Source organism: Acetivibrio mesophilus (assembly GCF_004102745.1).
Taxonomy (GTDB): Bacteria; Bacillota; Clostridia; order Acetivibrionales; family Acetivibrionaceae; genus Hungateiclostridium; species Hungateiclostridium mesophilum.
Map to the genome: position 1 here is coordinate 1 of NZ_RLII01000023.1, position 15,115 is coordinate 15,115.

At 36.1% G+C, this 15,115-nt stretch carries 16 protein-coding genes; 6 read left to right on the forward strand and 10 right to left on the reverse strand.

All coding sequences use genetic code 11. From position 1 onward, the window contains the following. Positions 1-121: 121 nt before the first annotated feature. Together EFD62_RS13640 and EFD62_RS13645 are read right to left on the reverse strand one after the other, a co-directional pair. Entirely contained in the window at positions 122-343 is a 222-nt protein-coding gene (locus EFD62_RS13640) for an RNA polymerase sigma factor (RefSeq protein ID WP_069195981.1), read from the reverse strand. Positions 344-443: 100 nt separating this feature from the next. Beyond that, entirely contained in the window at positions 444-1,349 is a 906-nt protein-coding gene (locus tag EFD62_RS13645) for a diacylglycerol/lipid kinase family protein (RefSeq protein WP_069195980.1), read from the reverse strand. Between the two features lie 173 nt (positions 1,350-1,522). Between EFD62_RS13645 and nagB the strand changes: the two genes are divergently transcribed. Continuing rightward, positions 1,523-2,347: a glucosamine-6-phosphate deaminase gene (nagB, locus tag EFD62_RS13650; protein ID WP_069195979.1), complete on the forward strand. Its 825-nt coding sequence runs from the start codon at positions 1,523-1,525 to the stop codon at positions 2,345-2,347. A gap of 16 nt (positions 2,348-2,363) precedes the next feature. On the opposite strand, the gene EFD62_RS17520 is transcribed toward nagB, so the two are convergent. Then, entirely contained in the window at positions 2,364-2,513 is a 150-nt protein-coding gene (locus tag EFD62_RS17520) for a hypothetical protein (RefSeq protein ID WP_155522901.1), read from the reverse strand. A 194-nt stretch (positions 2,514-2,707) separates the two neighbouring features. Here EFD62_RS17520 and EFD62_RS13655 point away from each other — a divergent pair, with 194 nt between their 5' ends. After that, positions 2,708-3,658 carry a tRNA-dihydrouridine synthase family protein gene (locus EFD62_RS13655; protein WP_069195978.1) on the forward strand — a complete coding sequence of 317 codons (951 nt, stop codon included), beginning with the start codon at positions 2,708-2,710 and terminating at the stop codon, positions 3,656-3,658. A gap of 96 nt (positions 3,659-3,754) precedes the next feature. Here EFD62_RS13655 and EFD62_RS13660 read toward each other — a convergent pair whose 3' ends face one another. Both EFD62_RS13660 and EFD62_RS13665 read right to left on the reverse strand, forming a co-directional pair. After that, a complete protein-coding gene (locus EFD62_RS13660) occupies positions 3,755-5,401 on the reverse strand; it encodes a methyl-accepting chemotaxis protein (protein ID WP_128706286.1) in 1,647 nt (548 codons plus the stop codon). A gap of 68 nt (positions 5,402-5,469) precedes the next feature. After that, complete coding sequence (locus EFD62_RS13665) at positions 5,470-6,351, reverse strand: transporter substrate-binding domain-containing protein (RefSeq protein WP_069195977.1); 882 nt, start codon at positions 6,349-6,351, stop codon at positions 5,470-5,472. A gap of 365 nt (positions 6,352-6,716) precedes the next feature. Here EFD62_RS13665 and EFD62_RS13670 point away from each other — a divergent pair, with 365 nt between their 5' ends. After that, the gene (locus EFD62_RS13670; RefSeq protein ID WP_069195976.1) at positions 6,717-7,232 is read left to right on the forward strand and encodes an ECF transporter S component; all 516 of its coding nucleotides are present in this window, start codon (positions 6,717-6,719) and stop codon (positions 7,230-7,232) included. Positions 7,233-7,254: 22 nt separating this feature from the next. On the opposite strand, the gene EFD62_RS13675 is transcribed toward EFD62_RS13670, so the two are convergent. The 4 genes from EFD62_RS13675 to EFD62_RS13690 form a co-directional block, all read right to left on the reverse strand. Continuing rightward, on the reverse strand, positions 7,255-7,845 hold the full coding sequence (locus EFD62_RS13675) for a 4Fe-4S binding protein (RefSeq protein WP_069195975.1): 591 nt from the start codon (positions 7,843-7,845) through the stop codon (positions 7,255-7,257). Positions 7,846-7,870: 25 nt separating this feature from the next. Continuing rightward, positions 7,871-8,077, reverse strand: coding sequence for a 4Fe-4S binding protein (locus tag EFD62_RS13680; protein ID WP_069195974.1), 207 nt, complete (start codon positions 8,075-8,077; stop codon positions 7,871-7,873). An 84-nt stretch (positions 8,078-8,161) separates the two neighbouring features. Then, on the reverse strand, positions 8,162-8,827 hold the full coding sequence (locus tag EFD62_RS13685) for a Crp/Fnr family transcriptional regulator (RefSeq protein ID WP_069195973.1): 666 nt from the start codon (positions 8,825-8,827) through the stop codon (positions 8,162-8,164). Between the two features lie 614 nt (positions 8,828-9,441). After that, on the reverse strand, positions 9,442-10,317 hold the full coding sequence (locus EFD62_RS13690; RefSeq protein WP_069195972.1) for a coiled-coil domain-containing protein: 876 nt from the start codon (positions 10,315-10,317) through the stop codon (positions 9,442-9,444). A 296-nt stretch (positions 10,318-10,613) separates the two neighbouring features. Between EFD62_RS13690 and EFD62_RS13695 the strand changes: the two genes are divergently transcribed. Together EFD62_RS13695 and EFD62_RS13700 are read left to right on the forward strand one after the other, a co-directional pair. Continuing rightward, a complete protein-coding gene (locus tag EFD62_RS13695; protein ID WP_069195971.1) occupies positions 10,614-11,378 on the forward strand; it encodes a sigma-70 family RNA polymerase sigma factor in 765 nt (254 codons plus the stop codon). Between the two features lie 6 nt (positions 11,379-11,384). Continuing rightward, positions 11,385-12,635 (forward strand): anti-sigma-I factor RsgI family protein, encoded by a 1,251-nt coding sequence (locus EFD62_RS13700; RefSeq protein ID WP_235832655.1) that lies wholly within the window; start codon positions 11,385-11,387, stop codon positions 12,633-12,635. Between the two features lie 81 nt (positions 12,636-12,716). Here EFD62_RS13700 and sfsA read toward each other — a convergent pair whose 3' ends face one another. Then, positions 12,717-13,430: a DNA/RNA nuclease SfsA gene (gene sfsA / locus EFD62_RS13705; protein ID WP_069195970.1), complete on the reverse strand. Its 714-nt coding sequence runs from the start codon at positions 13,428-13,430 to the stop codon at positions 12,717-12,719. 330 nt (positions 13,431-13,760) lie between these two features. On the opposite strand from sfsA, the gene EFD62_RS13710 reads away from it, so the two are divergent. Further along, complete coding sequence (locus tag EFD62_RS13710; RefSeq protein ID WP_069195969.1) at positions 13,761-15,113, forward strand: glycoside hydrolase family 11 protein; 1,353 nt, start codon at positions 13,761-13,763, stop codon at positions 15,111-15,113. Positions 15,114-15,115: the final 2 nt, after the last annotated feature.

Consider the following 15,115-nt stretch of genomic DNA (forward strand, 5'->3'; position numbering starts at 1 on the left):
TTGGCAATAGATCAGATGGTATTTTGATGTATTTTTCAGCAGATTATTTTCTTGATTTATAGGTAAAAGTAATTTTAATTTGACGCTTTAGCAATCTAACAGGGAAAAACAATTTGTCGCTCTACACTATAGTACGAATCCAAACATCGAATTTAGACTTGTCTTTTAGCTTGCATAATCCTTCAAATGCGCTCATAAAAGTTATTTGAGTTATGTCTTTTGATAATTCTTCATCGTATGTAAGAGATAATGCAAGCCTGTATACTCTTTCATAGTTTTTAGAAAATAATAAGGATAAAGCATCTTCATATAATATATTATCTATTTCATTTTTTATCAACATTTTCCACCCCCTCTATTATAAGGAATAGAAATAATACTAACCATCCACATATTGTGTTATTTATCCTTTTATGTAAATATGTCACATATCCGATATAATGTCAATTTGAATGTTTTGATGGAACTACCAGCTTCAATCCATTGGGAATAATATCAAAAGTCGCTTCATAAGAGTCGAAAATTTCACCATCGACATTCAAGAGGAAGCCTTCTTCAGAACGTATTTTGATTTCCTTTGACACAAAATATCTGACCTCTTTAATCCCCTCATGCTTGCCTTTGATTAGCTTCGGAAAGAAAAATACGACTTTAAGCGGATTCGCCCTATCGATGTGGTAAACATCGAAATTACCATCATTAATGTTCGCTCCAGGAGCAATTTTCATTCCCCCTCCGTAATATTTGCCATTTGCAACCGCGAGCAGGAGAGTTTCTCTGTTGTAATCCATACCATTAACAGTTATTGCAGAATTAAAACTTTTATATCGAAACACAGTATAAAAAATTCCTGCGACATAAGAGCCCATGCCGAAAAACAAAGGATTCTTTTTGAACTTGCGTGCATTAGCCACAATTTCCGCATCAATTCCCACAGATGCAACATTCAAAAAATAACGACCGTTTACTCTGCCAACATCAATATATTTTTCCGTTCCGTTTATTGTCCGGTATAGAAGGCTTGGGTCAGCGATATCTCCTATATTTCTAAAAAAGTCATTCCCGCTTCCTGAAGGAATTACCGCAAGGCTACTTGAGCTGTCCATAACACCGTTTAGAACTTCGTTTAAAGTCCCGTCTCCCCCAATCGAATAGACTCTATACCGGTCATCTGCTACATATTTTTGTGCAATTTCAGTAGCATCCCCGGGACCCTTTGTAAATTCTATATAATAAGGCTCCTCATTGCCAAGCTCCTTGTTCTTCTCAAAATACCTTTCTATTTTTTCAACATATTCAACACCGCGACCTTTACCGGCGTACGGGTTAATGATAAACAAATGCTTCATTATTCACCTCTTACCAAAAACTCAAATCGACCTAGTATAATATTATACTCTATCCCAAAAAGTGTCTCAGTATTTTTCAATCTTTGTTGAATCAAAAACTAAAAAAATCATGTATAATAAAATAGAAATACTGATATTCGCAATTGAACATGGCTAATAAGGGGGAACAGTAAATGGATATTATCATAAAAGAAAATTATGAGCAAATGGGCAAATATGCCGCTAAAATTATCGCTTCATATGTAAAATCGAAACCCAACTGCGTCCTTGGTCTTGCAACCGGCGGAACGCCAATAAGCACTTATCGGGAACTTGTCAGAATGCACCGGGAAGAGGGGCTTGATTTTTCACAGGTAAAAACCTTTAATCTCGATGAATACCTCGGGATAGGAATAGATTTGAATAAGCCTTATGATATGGATCAAAGTTATGCACGATTTATGCACGAGGAGCTACTCAACCACATCAACATCAAAAAGGAAAATGTATATATTCCCGATGGTCTTACAAAAGATCCTGAAAAGTACTGCCAATGGTACGAAGAAGAGATTAAAAAGGCTGGAGGTATTGATTTGCAGCTTTTAGGGCTAGGTTGCGATGGCCATTGGGGATTTAACGAGCCCGGCTCATCCCTCGCCTCAAGAACTAGAGTGCAGGTGTTGACCAAGCAAACTTTGGACGACAATTATGAAGCTTTTTACAAAAAAGCCAATATTGAAAGGAGCCAAATGCCACACTTCGCCATTACAATGGGAATAGGAACCATTTTAGAGGCAAAAAACATTCTAATGATTGTAAACGGTGCAAAAAAAGCTGATGTTGTGGCCAAATGTCTGGAAGGTCCTGTAACATCGCAGATTACTGCATCAGCCATACAGCTACACAGTGGCAACATAACTGTTGTGCTCGATGAGGAAGCAGCATCAAAACTGCAAAACCTTGAACACTACAAATATGTGGAAAGTCTAAAAAAAGAACATGGGTTTTCAAAATTTTAATCAAAGTTATCAGCCATCATAGGTCAGGAGCCGTATCCTGGCCTTTTATTTTCCTTTCAAAATAAATCTCAGGCAGCACAATCCTGATCTCGTATTCTGAGCCTTCCCCTAAAAGCATTTTTTGCTCTATTGACGTATTGATTTTGAAATCTATTTTTATGTTCATGAGGATCCACATAATTTGTATTGCATTTATATGCGTTTGCGTATACTATGGAAACTAGTAGTGTATCCACAATTTACTGTGTAAAAAATCCTAGTATCTTGAAGATTCAACTATTTCGCAGGATTTTCATTAAGTAAATATTTTAGAAACACTATATTGGACAAATTCTAAACTTTTCTTTGGAGTGTGTGATCATGAAGCTTTTTTTGGCCCCAATACAGGGTATGACAATTGCATGTTACAGGAATGCATTTGCACGGCATTTCGGTAGTATTGATGCGTACTATGCCCCATTTATCGGGCTTTCGGAAACAAAGAAAATAAGCAATTTACTTCTAAAAGACCTTCTTCCCGAACGCAATGACAGTTCAATTAATGTTGTTCCGCAACTTCTTGGCAATGACGGTGTTCTCTTCAAGAATTTAGCTTATGCTATTTCAGCTATGGGATACAATGAAATCAACTGGAATATAGGCTGTCCTTATCCTATGGTAACAGGAAGAAAAAGAGGAGCCGGTATATTACCGTATCCGGATATGATAAAGAAGTTTCTTGATACTGCCTGCTCCGACAATTCTTACAAGGTCTCAATAAAAATGAGACTGGGACTGAAGGATCCTGAGGAAGGACTTCACGTCATGGAAGTGCTAAATGAATATCCTCTTTGCGGCGTAATAGTTCATGCCCGCACTGGAGAGCAGATGTACACAGGGCAAGTGGATTTGGATGCATTTAAAACTCTCGCCACCTCCTGCAAACACGAGATAACCTATAACGGTGACATCTCCACCTATGATAATTATCTTCACATTAATTCCTGTTTGCCCACAGTAAAAAATATAATGCTGGGCAGAGGAGCTTTAAGTGACCCTTTTCTTCCGTCCAGGATTAAAGGTCACAACATACCCTCTGAGGATAAAATTAGTATAATTCGTGATTTTCACGATGATATTTTTAACTATTACCAAACCCAACTTTCAGGGGATAAGCATTTATCGGATAAAATGAAGGAACTCTGGGATTATCTGCAAGTCCATATATGCATGGATAAAAGGTTATTGAAAAAAATCAAAAAATGCCACAACTCATCACAATATACAGAATTGGTTAATCAACTGTTTGATTCTGCGGTATGGATTGAGTAAGTGTACAATAAAACTTCTTTACGGAGATATTTTTGACCCTCATCAAAATATCCTTTTTGTTGCGGTACAACATCAAACAGAGTGCCGTACCTTGTTTTATTGCACAAGGAATTTCCCTATTGATTCCGAAAGGGATATGGCTGTATTTTCCATCTCTGAGCTTGTGACATTGAGTTCTTCAATCATTTTTGAATATTCATCCACCGACGCAGATACTTCCTGAGTACTGGATGCTGTTTCTTCCATAATTGCTGACAAATCGTTTATCATTTCAACTATTTTATTCTTCTTTACCTCCATATTGCTTCCTAGTGAAAACACGTCTTCTACTCTAAGCTTTGTATTCTGTATTGCCTTTGCAATTTCATTAAATATCTTGTTAGTTTGAGCCATAGAGTTTGTTTGGTCTTCTAAAATATCATTTATTTCAATTATCATTTCTTCCATATTATTTGAATTTAATTGTATATCCCTTATTATCTTATTTATTTCGTTAACAGATTTAGATGATTGTTCCGCCAGCTTTCTGACTTCCTCTGCAACTACAGCAAAGCCTTTTCCCGCTTCTCCGGCTCTTGCTGCTTCAATAGCTGCATTTAGGGAAAGAAGATTGGTTTGGGATGAAATATGTGATATGGTTTCCGATACTTTGCCTATTTGCTCTACCCCTCTTTGAGAATTTAGTAAAGTTTCACTTATCTTGCTTGAAAACTCAGTATTTTTCTTGGTTTTTTTACTAAGACTATCAATAGTTTCCATACCAATATTTTTTAATTCTTCTGTGTTTGTTATTTCCTCTTCGAGAATGTTTGTTGACGCAATTACTTTTTCAATTATATCTGCAAGATCATTAACCTCTTGAACACCTTCATTTATATCCATTGCTTGTTGTGTAACACCTTGTGTTATTTGTTCAATTGCAAGAGATATCTCCTTATTCAGTTTATAATTCATATTTGTGGATTTAGCTAGCTGGGTTGATGAAGCACTCAATAAATTTGAAGTTTCATCTATTTTAATTATTAAATGTGAAAGATTAGCTGACATTTCGAGAATTTTTTGTCCTAAAAAACCAATCTCATCTTTTGAATCAATCTCGACGGTGGAGGTAAAATCTCCATTAGATATTTTATCAACAAACTCGCAGAGCTTTTTTATAGATCTTACGATACCCCTAGAAACCAACAAAATTATCCCCCAAAGGATAAGAGTAATTATCACAGCCTGTCCTAGTGCATTAACTATATTTTTATATATTTCTTGCCTAGCATAGTACTTAGTAATCGTTAGTTTTATTCTCCCAATATTCTCTTCATTTTTTAAAACCTCACATTCTAGAGGAGGTAACAAATTTTTCTCAAGGTACTGATCACCATCTTTTTCTTTCTTAAATAAGGATTCATTATTATAGTCGAATATTTCAATAGCGGCAACTTCATTGTTTTCCATCAAAGAACTCGCCATAGCTTCAAGTGCAGCAAAATTCAATTGCCATAGGGGTTCAACAGAGGACACTTCGGCAATCCTTAAAAGCCCTTCTGCTCTTTCATTCAAGCTTTTATTTTGTGAATTATAAGCAATAATTGCAACAAAAAAATTATACACTAGCAAAAAGGCAATGACACTAATTATCGTTGGCACGCAAAAACGTAATGATATTTTCTTAAACTGTCCAAATTTAGTTTCCTTTGCTTTAGAATTATTGTTTAAAAATTTATCTCTTAATTGTAGTAAAAAATTCATTATAATTCCTCCAAGGATTTAATTTGGAAAAGAGAATGTTTACTGATTCTATAGTACAACAACCATAATTACAGCTTTGATGTGTCAATATATTTTGCCAGCATGTCAAGATACTCTTTTTCTAAATCCATATCTTTTACTACTTCATTGTATTTTTCTGCAAACTCATTTGCAGCTTTGGAAAATACCACGTAAAAACCTGCTTTGCTTTCAGGAATGTCAAGTATTTTTATATCATCTTCCAAGTCCATTTGCTTCATCAATTCTAAAAATGCCGCTTTGTCCGGAGCATAAACTGCATCTATCCTGTCTGACATAAGCCTTTTTAAATTTGTTTCGTGATAGTTGCTTGTAGATACCAAATCAAATTGTACCCTAGGATCTTTCATAAACTCACTTACAAAGCTTTTTTCAGCATATCCGATTTTAAGGTCTAGTATGTCATCAATTTTCTTAATTTCATTTAGTGGATTATCCTTTTTTACTGCTATTGCAGTTTGACTGTCAAAAAAGATTTTCTCGGAACATATAGAAACACTTTCTCTTTCGGGATTTTTGGTAAGCAAGGCAGACGCAAAAGGTTTTGTATTAGCTTCAAAATTGGCTGTTTGCCGTGGAATAGAGGTTCCTTCTTTATCCCACACAAGTTTTACATTCATTTTTGGTGCTATTTTTTGCTCAAGCAAATCATATACAGCACCTGTCAATTCACCACTTTGCTTGTCGATGAATATATGTGGGGGATTTTCAAACCACGAAACTTGAAGCTCATTTTCAGCAGTTTCATTTTTTACAAGATCTTTTTGCACTTCTTTTTCATTATTTTGATCCTTTGCCGTACTTTCAACTGGTTGAGTGCCATTATCGCCACCTGAACTTTCAACACTTTTGCATCCTGTCAACACAAAGATAATTACCAAAACAATCGCTAAGGGAAAAAATCTTTTCATTTCAGCATTCTCCTTTAAAATTTTTATTAAGATTTCCAAAATTATTTAACGTATCATACTTTTATATAATATCGGCTAAACTTCTATTACAATTTAGAGGTTACCTAATTAAATCAAAATTTACATAAATGTAAGTAAATCCAAAAACCACTTACCATTTACACCCATATTGGCCGTAGTTGTATTATTTAAAATAATTACCAGCGTTATCCCATCATCTGGTAGTCATATGAGATGATTTATTATACTTGATTTGCTCTCAAAGAATAGCTACAATATACGTATTATTTCTCGCACTCCGGATAAAAAATAATAGTAAGTATAAAATTAATATCCTAAAATATTAGAAACGAAAGGAATTTAAAATGAATAATAATAAGCTCAAATATTTAATAAGAACGGCAATGCTTCTGGCATTAACTATAGTTTTTCAGTCTCTGGGACGGCTTATCCCCCTAGGACAAAACAGCAACTTTATAGTAGGGCCTTTAGTTAACGCCTGCCTCATTATATCTGCAGGTTTGGTTGGGGTTTTTAGCGGGGCAGCAATATCCTTTCTGGCACCTTACGGGGCCATACTGACTGGCGCCACAATGCCTTTACCGTTAGCTCCGTTTATAGCGCTGGGGAACTTTGCTCTTGTACTTGTATTCTATATTTTTAGAAAGAAAAAAGTTATTGGTATAATCTTAGGTTCGATTGCGAAATTTGCAGTTATTTATGGTTCTCTCCTTTACATCATTCCATTTTTCAAACTGTTGCCTGCAAATAACGCAATGGCTTTAGCCAACGCCGCTTTCGGATGGCCTCAGCTTGTGACGGCACTAATAGGAGGAATTATTGCAATGCCCATTATCTATAGGCTTGAAAAACATATTTAGGCTCAATATATATTTTTCATCTTTAATTATTATTCTGATTAGATTTGCTTCTTAATTTGCAGATGGATTGAGTCATAGTTCCCATTGGACAAAAGGTGCACCATGTTCTTGGCTTATAAAGCACCATTACAATGAGTCCAATTAACATGGATGTAAGCATCAAACTATAAAATCCGAAGCTAAACTGCGCAATCCAATCCGGCACGGTTCCTGCCGTGTAGGTCCAACCCCATGGCACTTTGAATGTCCAGAATAACTTTATTGCTTCTGTTAAAGATCTCGCTTCTGCTGCGACAAGATATGTCTGGAACACCATATTAGAGAACATAGTAAGGAAAAACCCAAGAAAACCATACCTAAACCATTTTGATGCCATCCATCGGGGAGCCTGCTTGTTTCCAAGAAACTTAAGTGCGCCTCCCAATTTAGAAAGCAACTGCCCCCGGCCACACATGTTGTTGCAAAACCATTTATTCCCGCGAAATACCGCAATAATAATCGGCAACAGAAAATCAATCATTCCCAACCATGCAAACAAAATATTAAAAAAACCCAGTGAAAAATAGATTATTGACCAAATCCAAAGATAATCATACCAATGCTTACTCCTCATAGCTTCTCCCCCTGTCTCTCATTAATTAAATACCTTGACGAATCAAATTGACTTTAATGCATCCGGCAGGGCACGCCCTTGCGCACTTCCCGCATCCGATACATTTTTCAATATTTACCGCAGCAAAGCACCCATGGGGCACACTAATTGCTTCTTTTGGGCAGACATGAGTGCATTCACCGCAGGCAACACAACGGCTTTGGTCAACAACAGCATATTTCTTCGCTAGCATCTTTATCCCTCCATAAAAAAACCACCTTAGTCTTCTGAATAGATATTACCAGAAAACCAAAGTGGCGTATGTAATCAAATCACATTACAAATACTTTCTAAGTTTATTCTTATCAATAACTTCAATTTTTCCTCTTCTCAAAGTGACCACGCCCTCCTGTACAAAGTACTTCAATACCTTTGTAACAACTTCTCTTGCACTGCCTATATAACGGGCAATCTCATCATGCGTTAGACATATGGTTGTATGTTTGCTTTTGGTCAACTCATCCCACAGAAAAATAGCAACCCTTCTGTCTGCTCCCATAAACAGGATTTGCTGCATTGTCCACATCACATCTGAAAAGCGTTCTGCAGCAGTTTTATATAAATACACCTCCACCCGAGAATGCTCCTTCATGATTTGGGACAGCACAGAGGACGGAATCGTTATAACTTCTGTATCCTCCACCGCCTCTATCATAACGTCAAAAACAATGGAATCCATAAGGCAGGATCCTGATAAAACACATGTTTCTCCTTGTCTAATACGAAACAATGTAACCTCCCGCCCTTCATCTGAAACAATGTATGTTCGCAGTTGACCCGATAACACTAGCATAATACCCTTGCATCCTTGCTCAGAATGATGCAGAAGCACACCTTTCTCATATTTAGCTTTAATGCTGCTTTGTTCAATCATTTCCTTCTCACTGTTATTTAGTTCGCTCCAAAAAGGAAGCCCCTGCTCAAAATAAATGATTTTATCCATAAAGCAATTCTCCTCACGCAAAAAAGCAATGCAGAAATTATCAGTTCATTGTAATAGAGTATACATATTTTGTCAAGCAATAACCAGTATATAAACTCAGGTGTTAACTGTAGTTTTTTACAAGAATAAAAGATGAAAGCGTTTTCAATTATCAGCCCTTTATTGACTGGCCAAGTGCGATAAATGCAGTTTTGGCAACAGCTATTATTGTTGCAATTTATTTTCTGTTTTCTCATAAGCTGAAGGCTGATTCTGCATATAATACCGGTTTTGGTATTCTGCTTTGTTTAAGCTGTTTTTCTATCGTTTACGTAATTCCAACAATACTCAGTACTTTTAGAAATCTAGTAGTATCAAATAAATTAACTGCTGGGGGAATTACGCAAGAGGCATATGTTGCACAAGTAGCATTTAGTCAAATGATTTCTTATTTAAATCCGCTGCATTTGATCGCTGTAGTCCTGTTGTTGTGTGCCTATTCCATGTACTGGTACAGAACTAAATACTGTTGAGGCCAAATAAAAATTCCTCCTAGGTAGCAATCGAAGATTCTTACCTAAGAGGAATTCAATTAATCATTCCTGCACAAAATATTTTACATACTTCATTTAAAATTAATTAGCTATTGCAGCATAAAGAATCTCATTAATTATATTGGCTAAAGTTTCCTTTTCAAGTCTAATCTGATCATTTAAGATTTTTTCTTCTTTCATCAACTCTTCAACTGCATCCTTATCAACTGGCTTAGCTGCTCTTAATTCTTTTAATTTTGCCTTTACTTCATTTTTCTTTTCTTCTAATGCAATAATCTTTTTCTCAAATAATGCTTGCTGTTCTTCTATCTGTACTATAACATCTTTGCCATACTCTGCAATCAATTTAATTCTGTCAATTTGATTTTTCAATTCATCTCTCTTCGTCTTCAACTCATCATGCAATGCTTTTTCTTCTTCTCTTAATTTGGCAACTGCATCCTCATCCACAGTTTCGGCCGCCAACAAAGCTGCTATTTCAGCCTTTATCGCTTCTATTCTTTCTTTTATTTTACTTTCTTCTGCTGCAAATTTGGCCTGTGCTGTTTCAATTTGAGTTGTAGCCTCTTCCCCATACCTGAGAACCATTTTTGCTCTTTCAATTGCCTTATTTAACTCATCTCTCTTAGCTTTCAACTTGTCGTGCAATTCTTTATCTTCTTTTTTTAATTCTGCCATTGCTTCTTCGTCTACCGGTTTTACTTTTCCCAAGGCTTTTATTTCTTCATGCAAAGCCTTAAGACTTTCTTCTAGTTTGGCAATGTCTGCCTCATACAATGCTTTAATCTTTGCTACCTCTTCCTTTTCAATGAGAGATTCAACGTGCTTAGGATGAATAATCTGACCTATTGGTTTGTTGTAAATCTCATTTTGAATTGGAGCCTTTGAGGCAAAAGCACTTGTTGTAACAGAAAATACTACTGCTGCTGTTAATAAACAACCTGCAACTCTCTTCATTTCACATTCTCTCCTTTATTTTTTATTTAATAAGCTATATTTAAAACCAAAATTCTTTTTGTTTTATACATAGCTTATTTTCACTAATTCCCTTCGCTGAAGTCTTTCGGTAACACAATGTTTTTTTGTTCGGTTTATTTTACCTTTTAGCTATTCTTAAGTTTGAACCCTTAAATTCTTCAGTATTGGCTTGGAGGATAAAAGCTATATAATTTAATTGCTGCAATTTATTTATATATTACCGAATAAAAATAGAATCTATATACGAATGTCCTATAGAGAGGAGGGAATATTCATTGATAAGTTTAAAATCCTACAACTTATTATGGCATGAAAAAGATTCTTTTATAGAAATCATAAAAAGAATCAAATCTGGCGACAACTTACTGAGAAATAAGTTTATTGATGACTTCAAACCCTTTATTTTAAAATGTGTATCTCAATCCGTAGGTAAAAAAAATAATTTAATTCAAAGCGATGAGTACAGTATTGCTCTCATTGCCTTCAACGAAGCTATCGAGTCCTATGATTTGGATAAAAAGACAAGGTTCGTTAGTTTTTCGAAACAGGTAATAAAAAGACGGCTTATAGATTATTTGAGGAGCACAAAAAAGAACAATGTCACTGTACCTTTTTCATATTTTAATGATAATAATACTGGTTTTGATGATCACAGCACTTGTAGCTTCGAAGAAAAGTATTTATGTGATAAAAATTCAGACTATAGCATTGATTTTGAAACTAGAGAGGAAATCAAGAATCTGGAGTTAAAAATATGTGAATACAAAATGTCCATTGAGGATTTGATTGAATGTTCCCCAAAACATCGTGATACTATAATTTCATGCCTTAATATAGCAAATATTATTATAGAAAATGAATCACTATACCGAATATTCAGAGAAAGGAAAATTCTCCCATACAAAGAATTATCCGATCATTTTAATCTATGTCGAAGAACTCTCGAAAAAAACAGAAAATTTATTATCGCTATGGTTTTTATACTTAAAAGTGATCTTGAGATATTAAAAAAGTACATATATGATACAATAGGACGGTGAAATATTATGGTAAAGCAAAAGGGCACTATTTTGAAGTTTAAGAATAACTTGGCAATTATTATGACTAATGATTGTAAAATTGTTTCAATAATAAAACAGCCAGGTATGTATGTGGGATTAGAAATTTCATTCAATGAAAATGAAATTATTAATCGAAAGAAAAACCTTGCTTTTTCTTGTAGAATTGCTGCAGGAGTTGCTGCAATATTTATAGTCATGCTTGTTTGTTTTAACCCATTTGGTAATAGCGGAGTATATGCCTATGTTGCTATAGATTCTAATACTAGTATAGAATTTGAATTGGATAAAAACAACAAGATACTTAAAGTGAATTGTTACAATGATGACACAAATTCTTTATTAAATGAATTGGACTTAAAGAATCAATCTGTCGATTTTGCCATAAAAGAGGTAATTAAAAAACTAAATTTGAATGAATCAACTGTTTTGATATCAGCATGTTTGAATGAGCAAAGCAAAAAGAAATCCATTTCCCCAGTTGACAATGAGTCTATCGAATTCAGCAAATTAATTGATATATGTAAAAGCGCCGTGGAAACCAATATTAGTGAAAATATAGAGTCAAAGGTGGTAGAGGTCCCCTATGACTATAAAAAACTTGCGGATGCAAATAAAATTTCCATTGGTAGAAGTATTGTATATGAAAAAGCCAAAGAACAGGGCATTGATTTCGATATTGAAGAAATAAAAACCAAAAGTATTGAAGAGACTCTGCAGAAGGTCAAAATTGATGATGTGGGTGTTGTTCATAATGTAAAAAAGGTTGAATCAAATAGGCCTGCTCCGGAATCCCCAAAAAAGGATTCGCCAAAAGAAAAACCGATTCCAAAAGAAAAGAATGATCAAAACCCTATAGTTGAGCCAAAAGATAAACCCGATGAAAAGCCACATCCGGAACTAAAGGATAAGCCTGATGAAAAGCCATATCCGGAACCAAAGGATAAGCCCGATGAAAAGCCATATCCAGAACCAAAGGATAAGCCCGATGAAAAGCCATATCCGGAACCAAAGGATAAGCCCGATGATAAGCCATATCCGGAACCAAAGGATAAGCCTGATGAAAAACCTGCGGCGGAGCCAAAAGGTTCTTTAGAAGAAAAACCCATATCGAAGCCAAAGAATAGTCCCGAGGCCAAACCAAAGGATGATCTACAAGGACAAATTAAAGTGGAACTAAAGGATAGTCCCAAAGAGAAGTCAGAGGACCATCTCAAAGGTAAACCGGAGCACTTTTAATTTAATTCTCGGGATTTTAGGAGAAGATACCGGAAAGCAAACCATCTATATATGACAACCATGATTATGGCACCTGAAGGGTCAATCTCGGTCATTTTCCAGAATAACCGGTATTTCACGAATAATATCCATTCTCCTTTGATCCGCATCAACCTTACACACATAAGCCATAAGGTCAACGCCGGCCTCTGCGGCCACCTTTAACGCATTGGCAAAATCCTTGTCCGTCCTATCATTGGGTCTTACAACATCTGCATCCTCTCTCTGAACAACAAAAGCAACTCCTGCCCCCTTTCCACCAAGTCTTATCTTTGCCAACTCCTCTAGATGTCTAGTGCCTCTTTGCGTTGGAGCATCAGGGAAGAAGCCTTGTCTGTCTTCCACAAGTGTTACACCCTTAACTTCAATATAGTATTCTTTATCTTCAGAGAACAGTCCGAAGTCAAAGCGGCTGTTTAATACAGTTACTTCCCGACGTATCTCACTATAGCCGCGAAACTTATCGAACCTTCCCTGCACCAGCGCTTCATGCATTATTCTATTGGGTGCATTGGCCGAATCAATAGATACCCATATTCCGTTTTTTCTAGCCAATATGAGTCCAAAACGGGTCTTACGATCTGTTCTGTCATATTTTCTAACCATGACAACAGCCCCCTCTTCCAATAGCTCTTTTAACCTTCCTGTATTCGGAACATGGGCCAATTCCTGCATTCCATCAACCTCTACTACAGCTACAAATCGATTCAACCTTTTAATAAACCTTGCTTCTACAAGTTCTCCTTCAATCCGCATTTTATCCTCCTTTATTCCAGACCCAAAAAGCCAGTGTTTTATGACAAGATCAAGCATCGCATCGAACCTATGAATCTTTTTGATCCTACCGTTATTTTAGCCCTTTAACGGTACTTGTCAAACATTATTTTATTTTGCTTTTTAAATAATTTTGAGAAATTATATAAAATGTGCGACTTAAAAAAATGTGTCGCTGCGAATAATTAATATATAATTATAGGTTTATTGATTTTTTTCTTATGGCCATAAAGAAAAGAATCTGTAATGCCATCAACTTACTGCTAAGGTGAAGGCATATATTTTTTCAAAATAATAAGAAGGGGGAGCAAAATGAAGCAAAAACTGTTGGTAATTTTCATGATTTTAATGTCATTTACCATCTCGTTTACCCTATTCCCGGTAAACGTACACGCTCAAACAATCACGTCAAATCAGACGGGTACTCATGGCGGGTACAACTTTGAATACTGGAAGGATAGCGGAAACGGAACTATGGTCCTGAAGGATGGTGGCGCGTTCAGTTGCGAATGGAATAATATCAATAATATATTATTCCGTAAAGGTTTTAAATACAACGAAACGCAGACACACCAGCAACTTGGAAACATAACACTTACCTATTCCTGCAACTATCAGCCAAACGGAAATTCGTATTTATCCGTCTATGGATGGACTTCCGACCCACTCGTAGAATATTACATTATCGAGAGCTGGGGCAACTGGAGGCCACCAGGAGCAACCTCAAAGGGTACTATTACCGTTGATGGAGGTACATACGATATATATGAGACCACCAGAGTCAATCAACCTTCCATTAAGGGTAATGCAACTTTTCAGCAGTACTGGAGTGTACGTACCACAAAGCGCACAAGCGGAACCATATCTGTTAGTGAACACTTTAAAGCATGGGAAAAGATGGGTATGAAGATGGGAAAAATGTATGAAGTCTCTCTAGTGGTAGAGGGATATCAAAGCAGCGGAAAAGCCGATGTAACCAGTATGTCAATTACTGTAGGCGGTACACCGCCATCACCTCAACCCACAGCTACGCCCGCTCCAAGAAGTGCTTTTGAAATAATTGAGGCTGAAGAGTACAATTCTCTTAAGTCATCGACTATTGAGACAATAGGTACTTCCGATGGAGGAAGCGGTATAGGCTATATCGAAAATGGCGATTACCTAGTATTTAACAAAATAGACTTTGGAAGCGGTGCAAATTCATTCACAGCCCGAGTTGCATCTGATGCGGACGCACCTACCGATATTCAGTTGAGGTTAGGAAGTGCATCCGGTACCCTTATAGGCACTCTTTCAATACCTTCTACAGGTGGCTGGAATGATTATAAGGAAAAGACCTGCAGCATAACCAATACTACAGGTATAAAAGATCTGTATCTGGTATTTAGCGGTCCTGTTAATATTGACTACTTCACATTTGATTCCGGTAGTGTTGCCCCTACACCTACGCCTACATCACCACCTTCGCAAAACAAAGGTGATTTAAACGGGGATAAAAAAGTTAATTCAACAGATCTTACGATATTGAAAAGGCATTTGCTGGAAATAAGCAAACTTACGGGAACTGCTCTTGATAATGCCGATGTGAACAGTGATGGCAAGGTTAATTCAACTGACCTCACTATTCTAAAAAGACATGTCCTCGGTGTAATCTCTAACCTTTAATC

Coding starts and splice junctions, on each gene's coding strand:
- EFD62_RS17520 (WP_155522901.1), bottom strand. CDS start 2,513: ATGAACATAAAAATAGATTTCAAAATCAATACGTCAATAGAGCAAAAA.
- EFD62_RS13655 (WP_069195978.1), top strand. CDS start 2,708: ATGAAGCTTTTTTTGGCCCCAATACAGGGTATGACAATTGCATGTTAC.
- nagB (WP_069195979.1), top strand. CDS start 1,523: ATGGATATTATCATAAAAGAAAATTATGAGCAAATGGGCAAATATGCC.
- EFD62_RS13670 (WP_069195976.1), top strand. CDS start 6,717: ATGAATAATAATAAGCTCAAATATTTAATAAGAACGGCAATGCTTCTG.
- EFD62_RS13665 (WP_069195977.1), bottom strand. CDS start 6,351: ATGAAAAGATTTTTTCCCTTAGCGATTGTTTTGGTAATTATCTTTGTG.
- sfsA (WP_069195970.1), bottom strand. CDS start 13,430: ATGCGGATTGAAGGAGAACTTGTAGAAGCAAGGTTTATTAAAAGGTTG.
- EFD62_RS13690 (WP_069195972.1), bottom strand. CDS start 10,317: ATGAAGAGAGTTGCAGGTTGTTTATTAACAGCAGCAGTAGTATTTTCT.
- EFD62_RS13685 (WP_069195973.1), bottom strand. CDS start 8,827: ATGGATAAAATCATTTATTTTGAGCAGGGGCTTCCTTTTTGGAGCGAA.
- EFD62_RS13645 (WP_069195980.1), bottom strand. CDS start 1,349: ATGAAGCATTTGTTTATCATTAACCCGTACGCCGGTAAAGGTCGCGGT.
- EFD62_RS13680 (WP_069195974.1), bottom strand. CDS start 8,077: ATGCTAGCGAAGAAATATGCTGTTGTTGACCAAAGCCGTTGTGTTGCC.
- EFD62_RS13710 (WP_069195969.1), top strand. CDS start 13,761: ATGAAGCAAAAACTGTTGGTAATTTTCATGATTTTAATGTCATTTACC.
- EFD62_RS13700 (WP_235832655.1), top strand. CDS start 11,385: ATGGTAAAGCAAAAGGGCACTATTTTGAAGTTTAAGAATAACTTGGCA.
- EFD62_RS13640 (WP_069195981.1), bottom strand. CDS start 343: ATGTTGATAAAAAATGAAATAGATAATATATTATATGAAGATGCTTTA.
- EFD62_RS13660 (WP_128706286.1), bottom strand. CDS start 5,401: ATGAATTTTTTACTACAATTAAGAGATAAATTTTTAAACAATAATTCT.
- EFD62_RS13675 (WP_069195975.1), bottom strand. CDS start 7,845: ATGAGGAGTAAGCATTGGTATGATTATCTTTGGATTTGGTCAATAATC.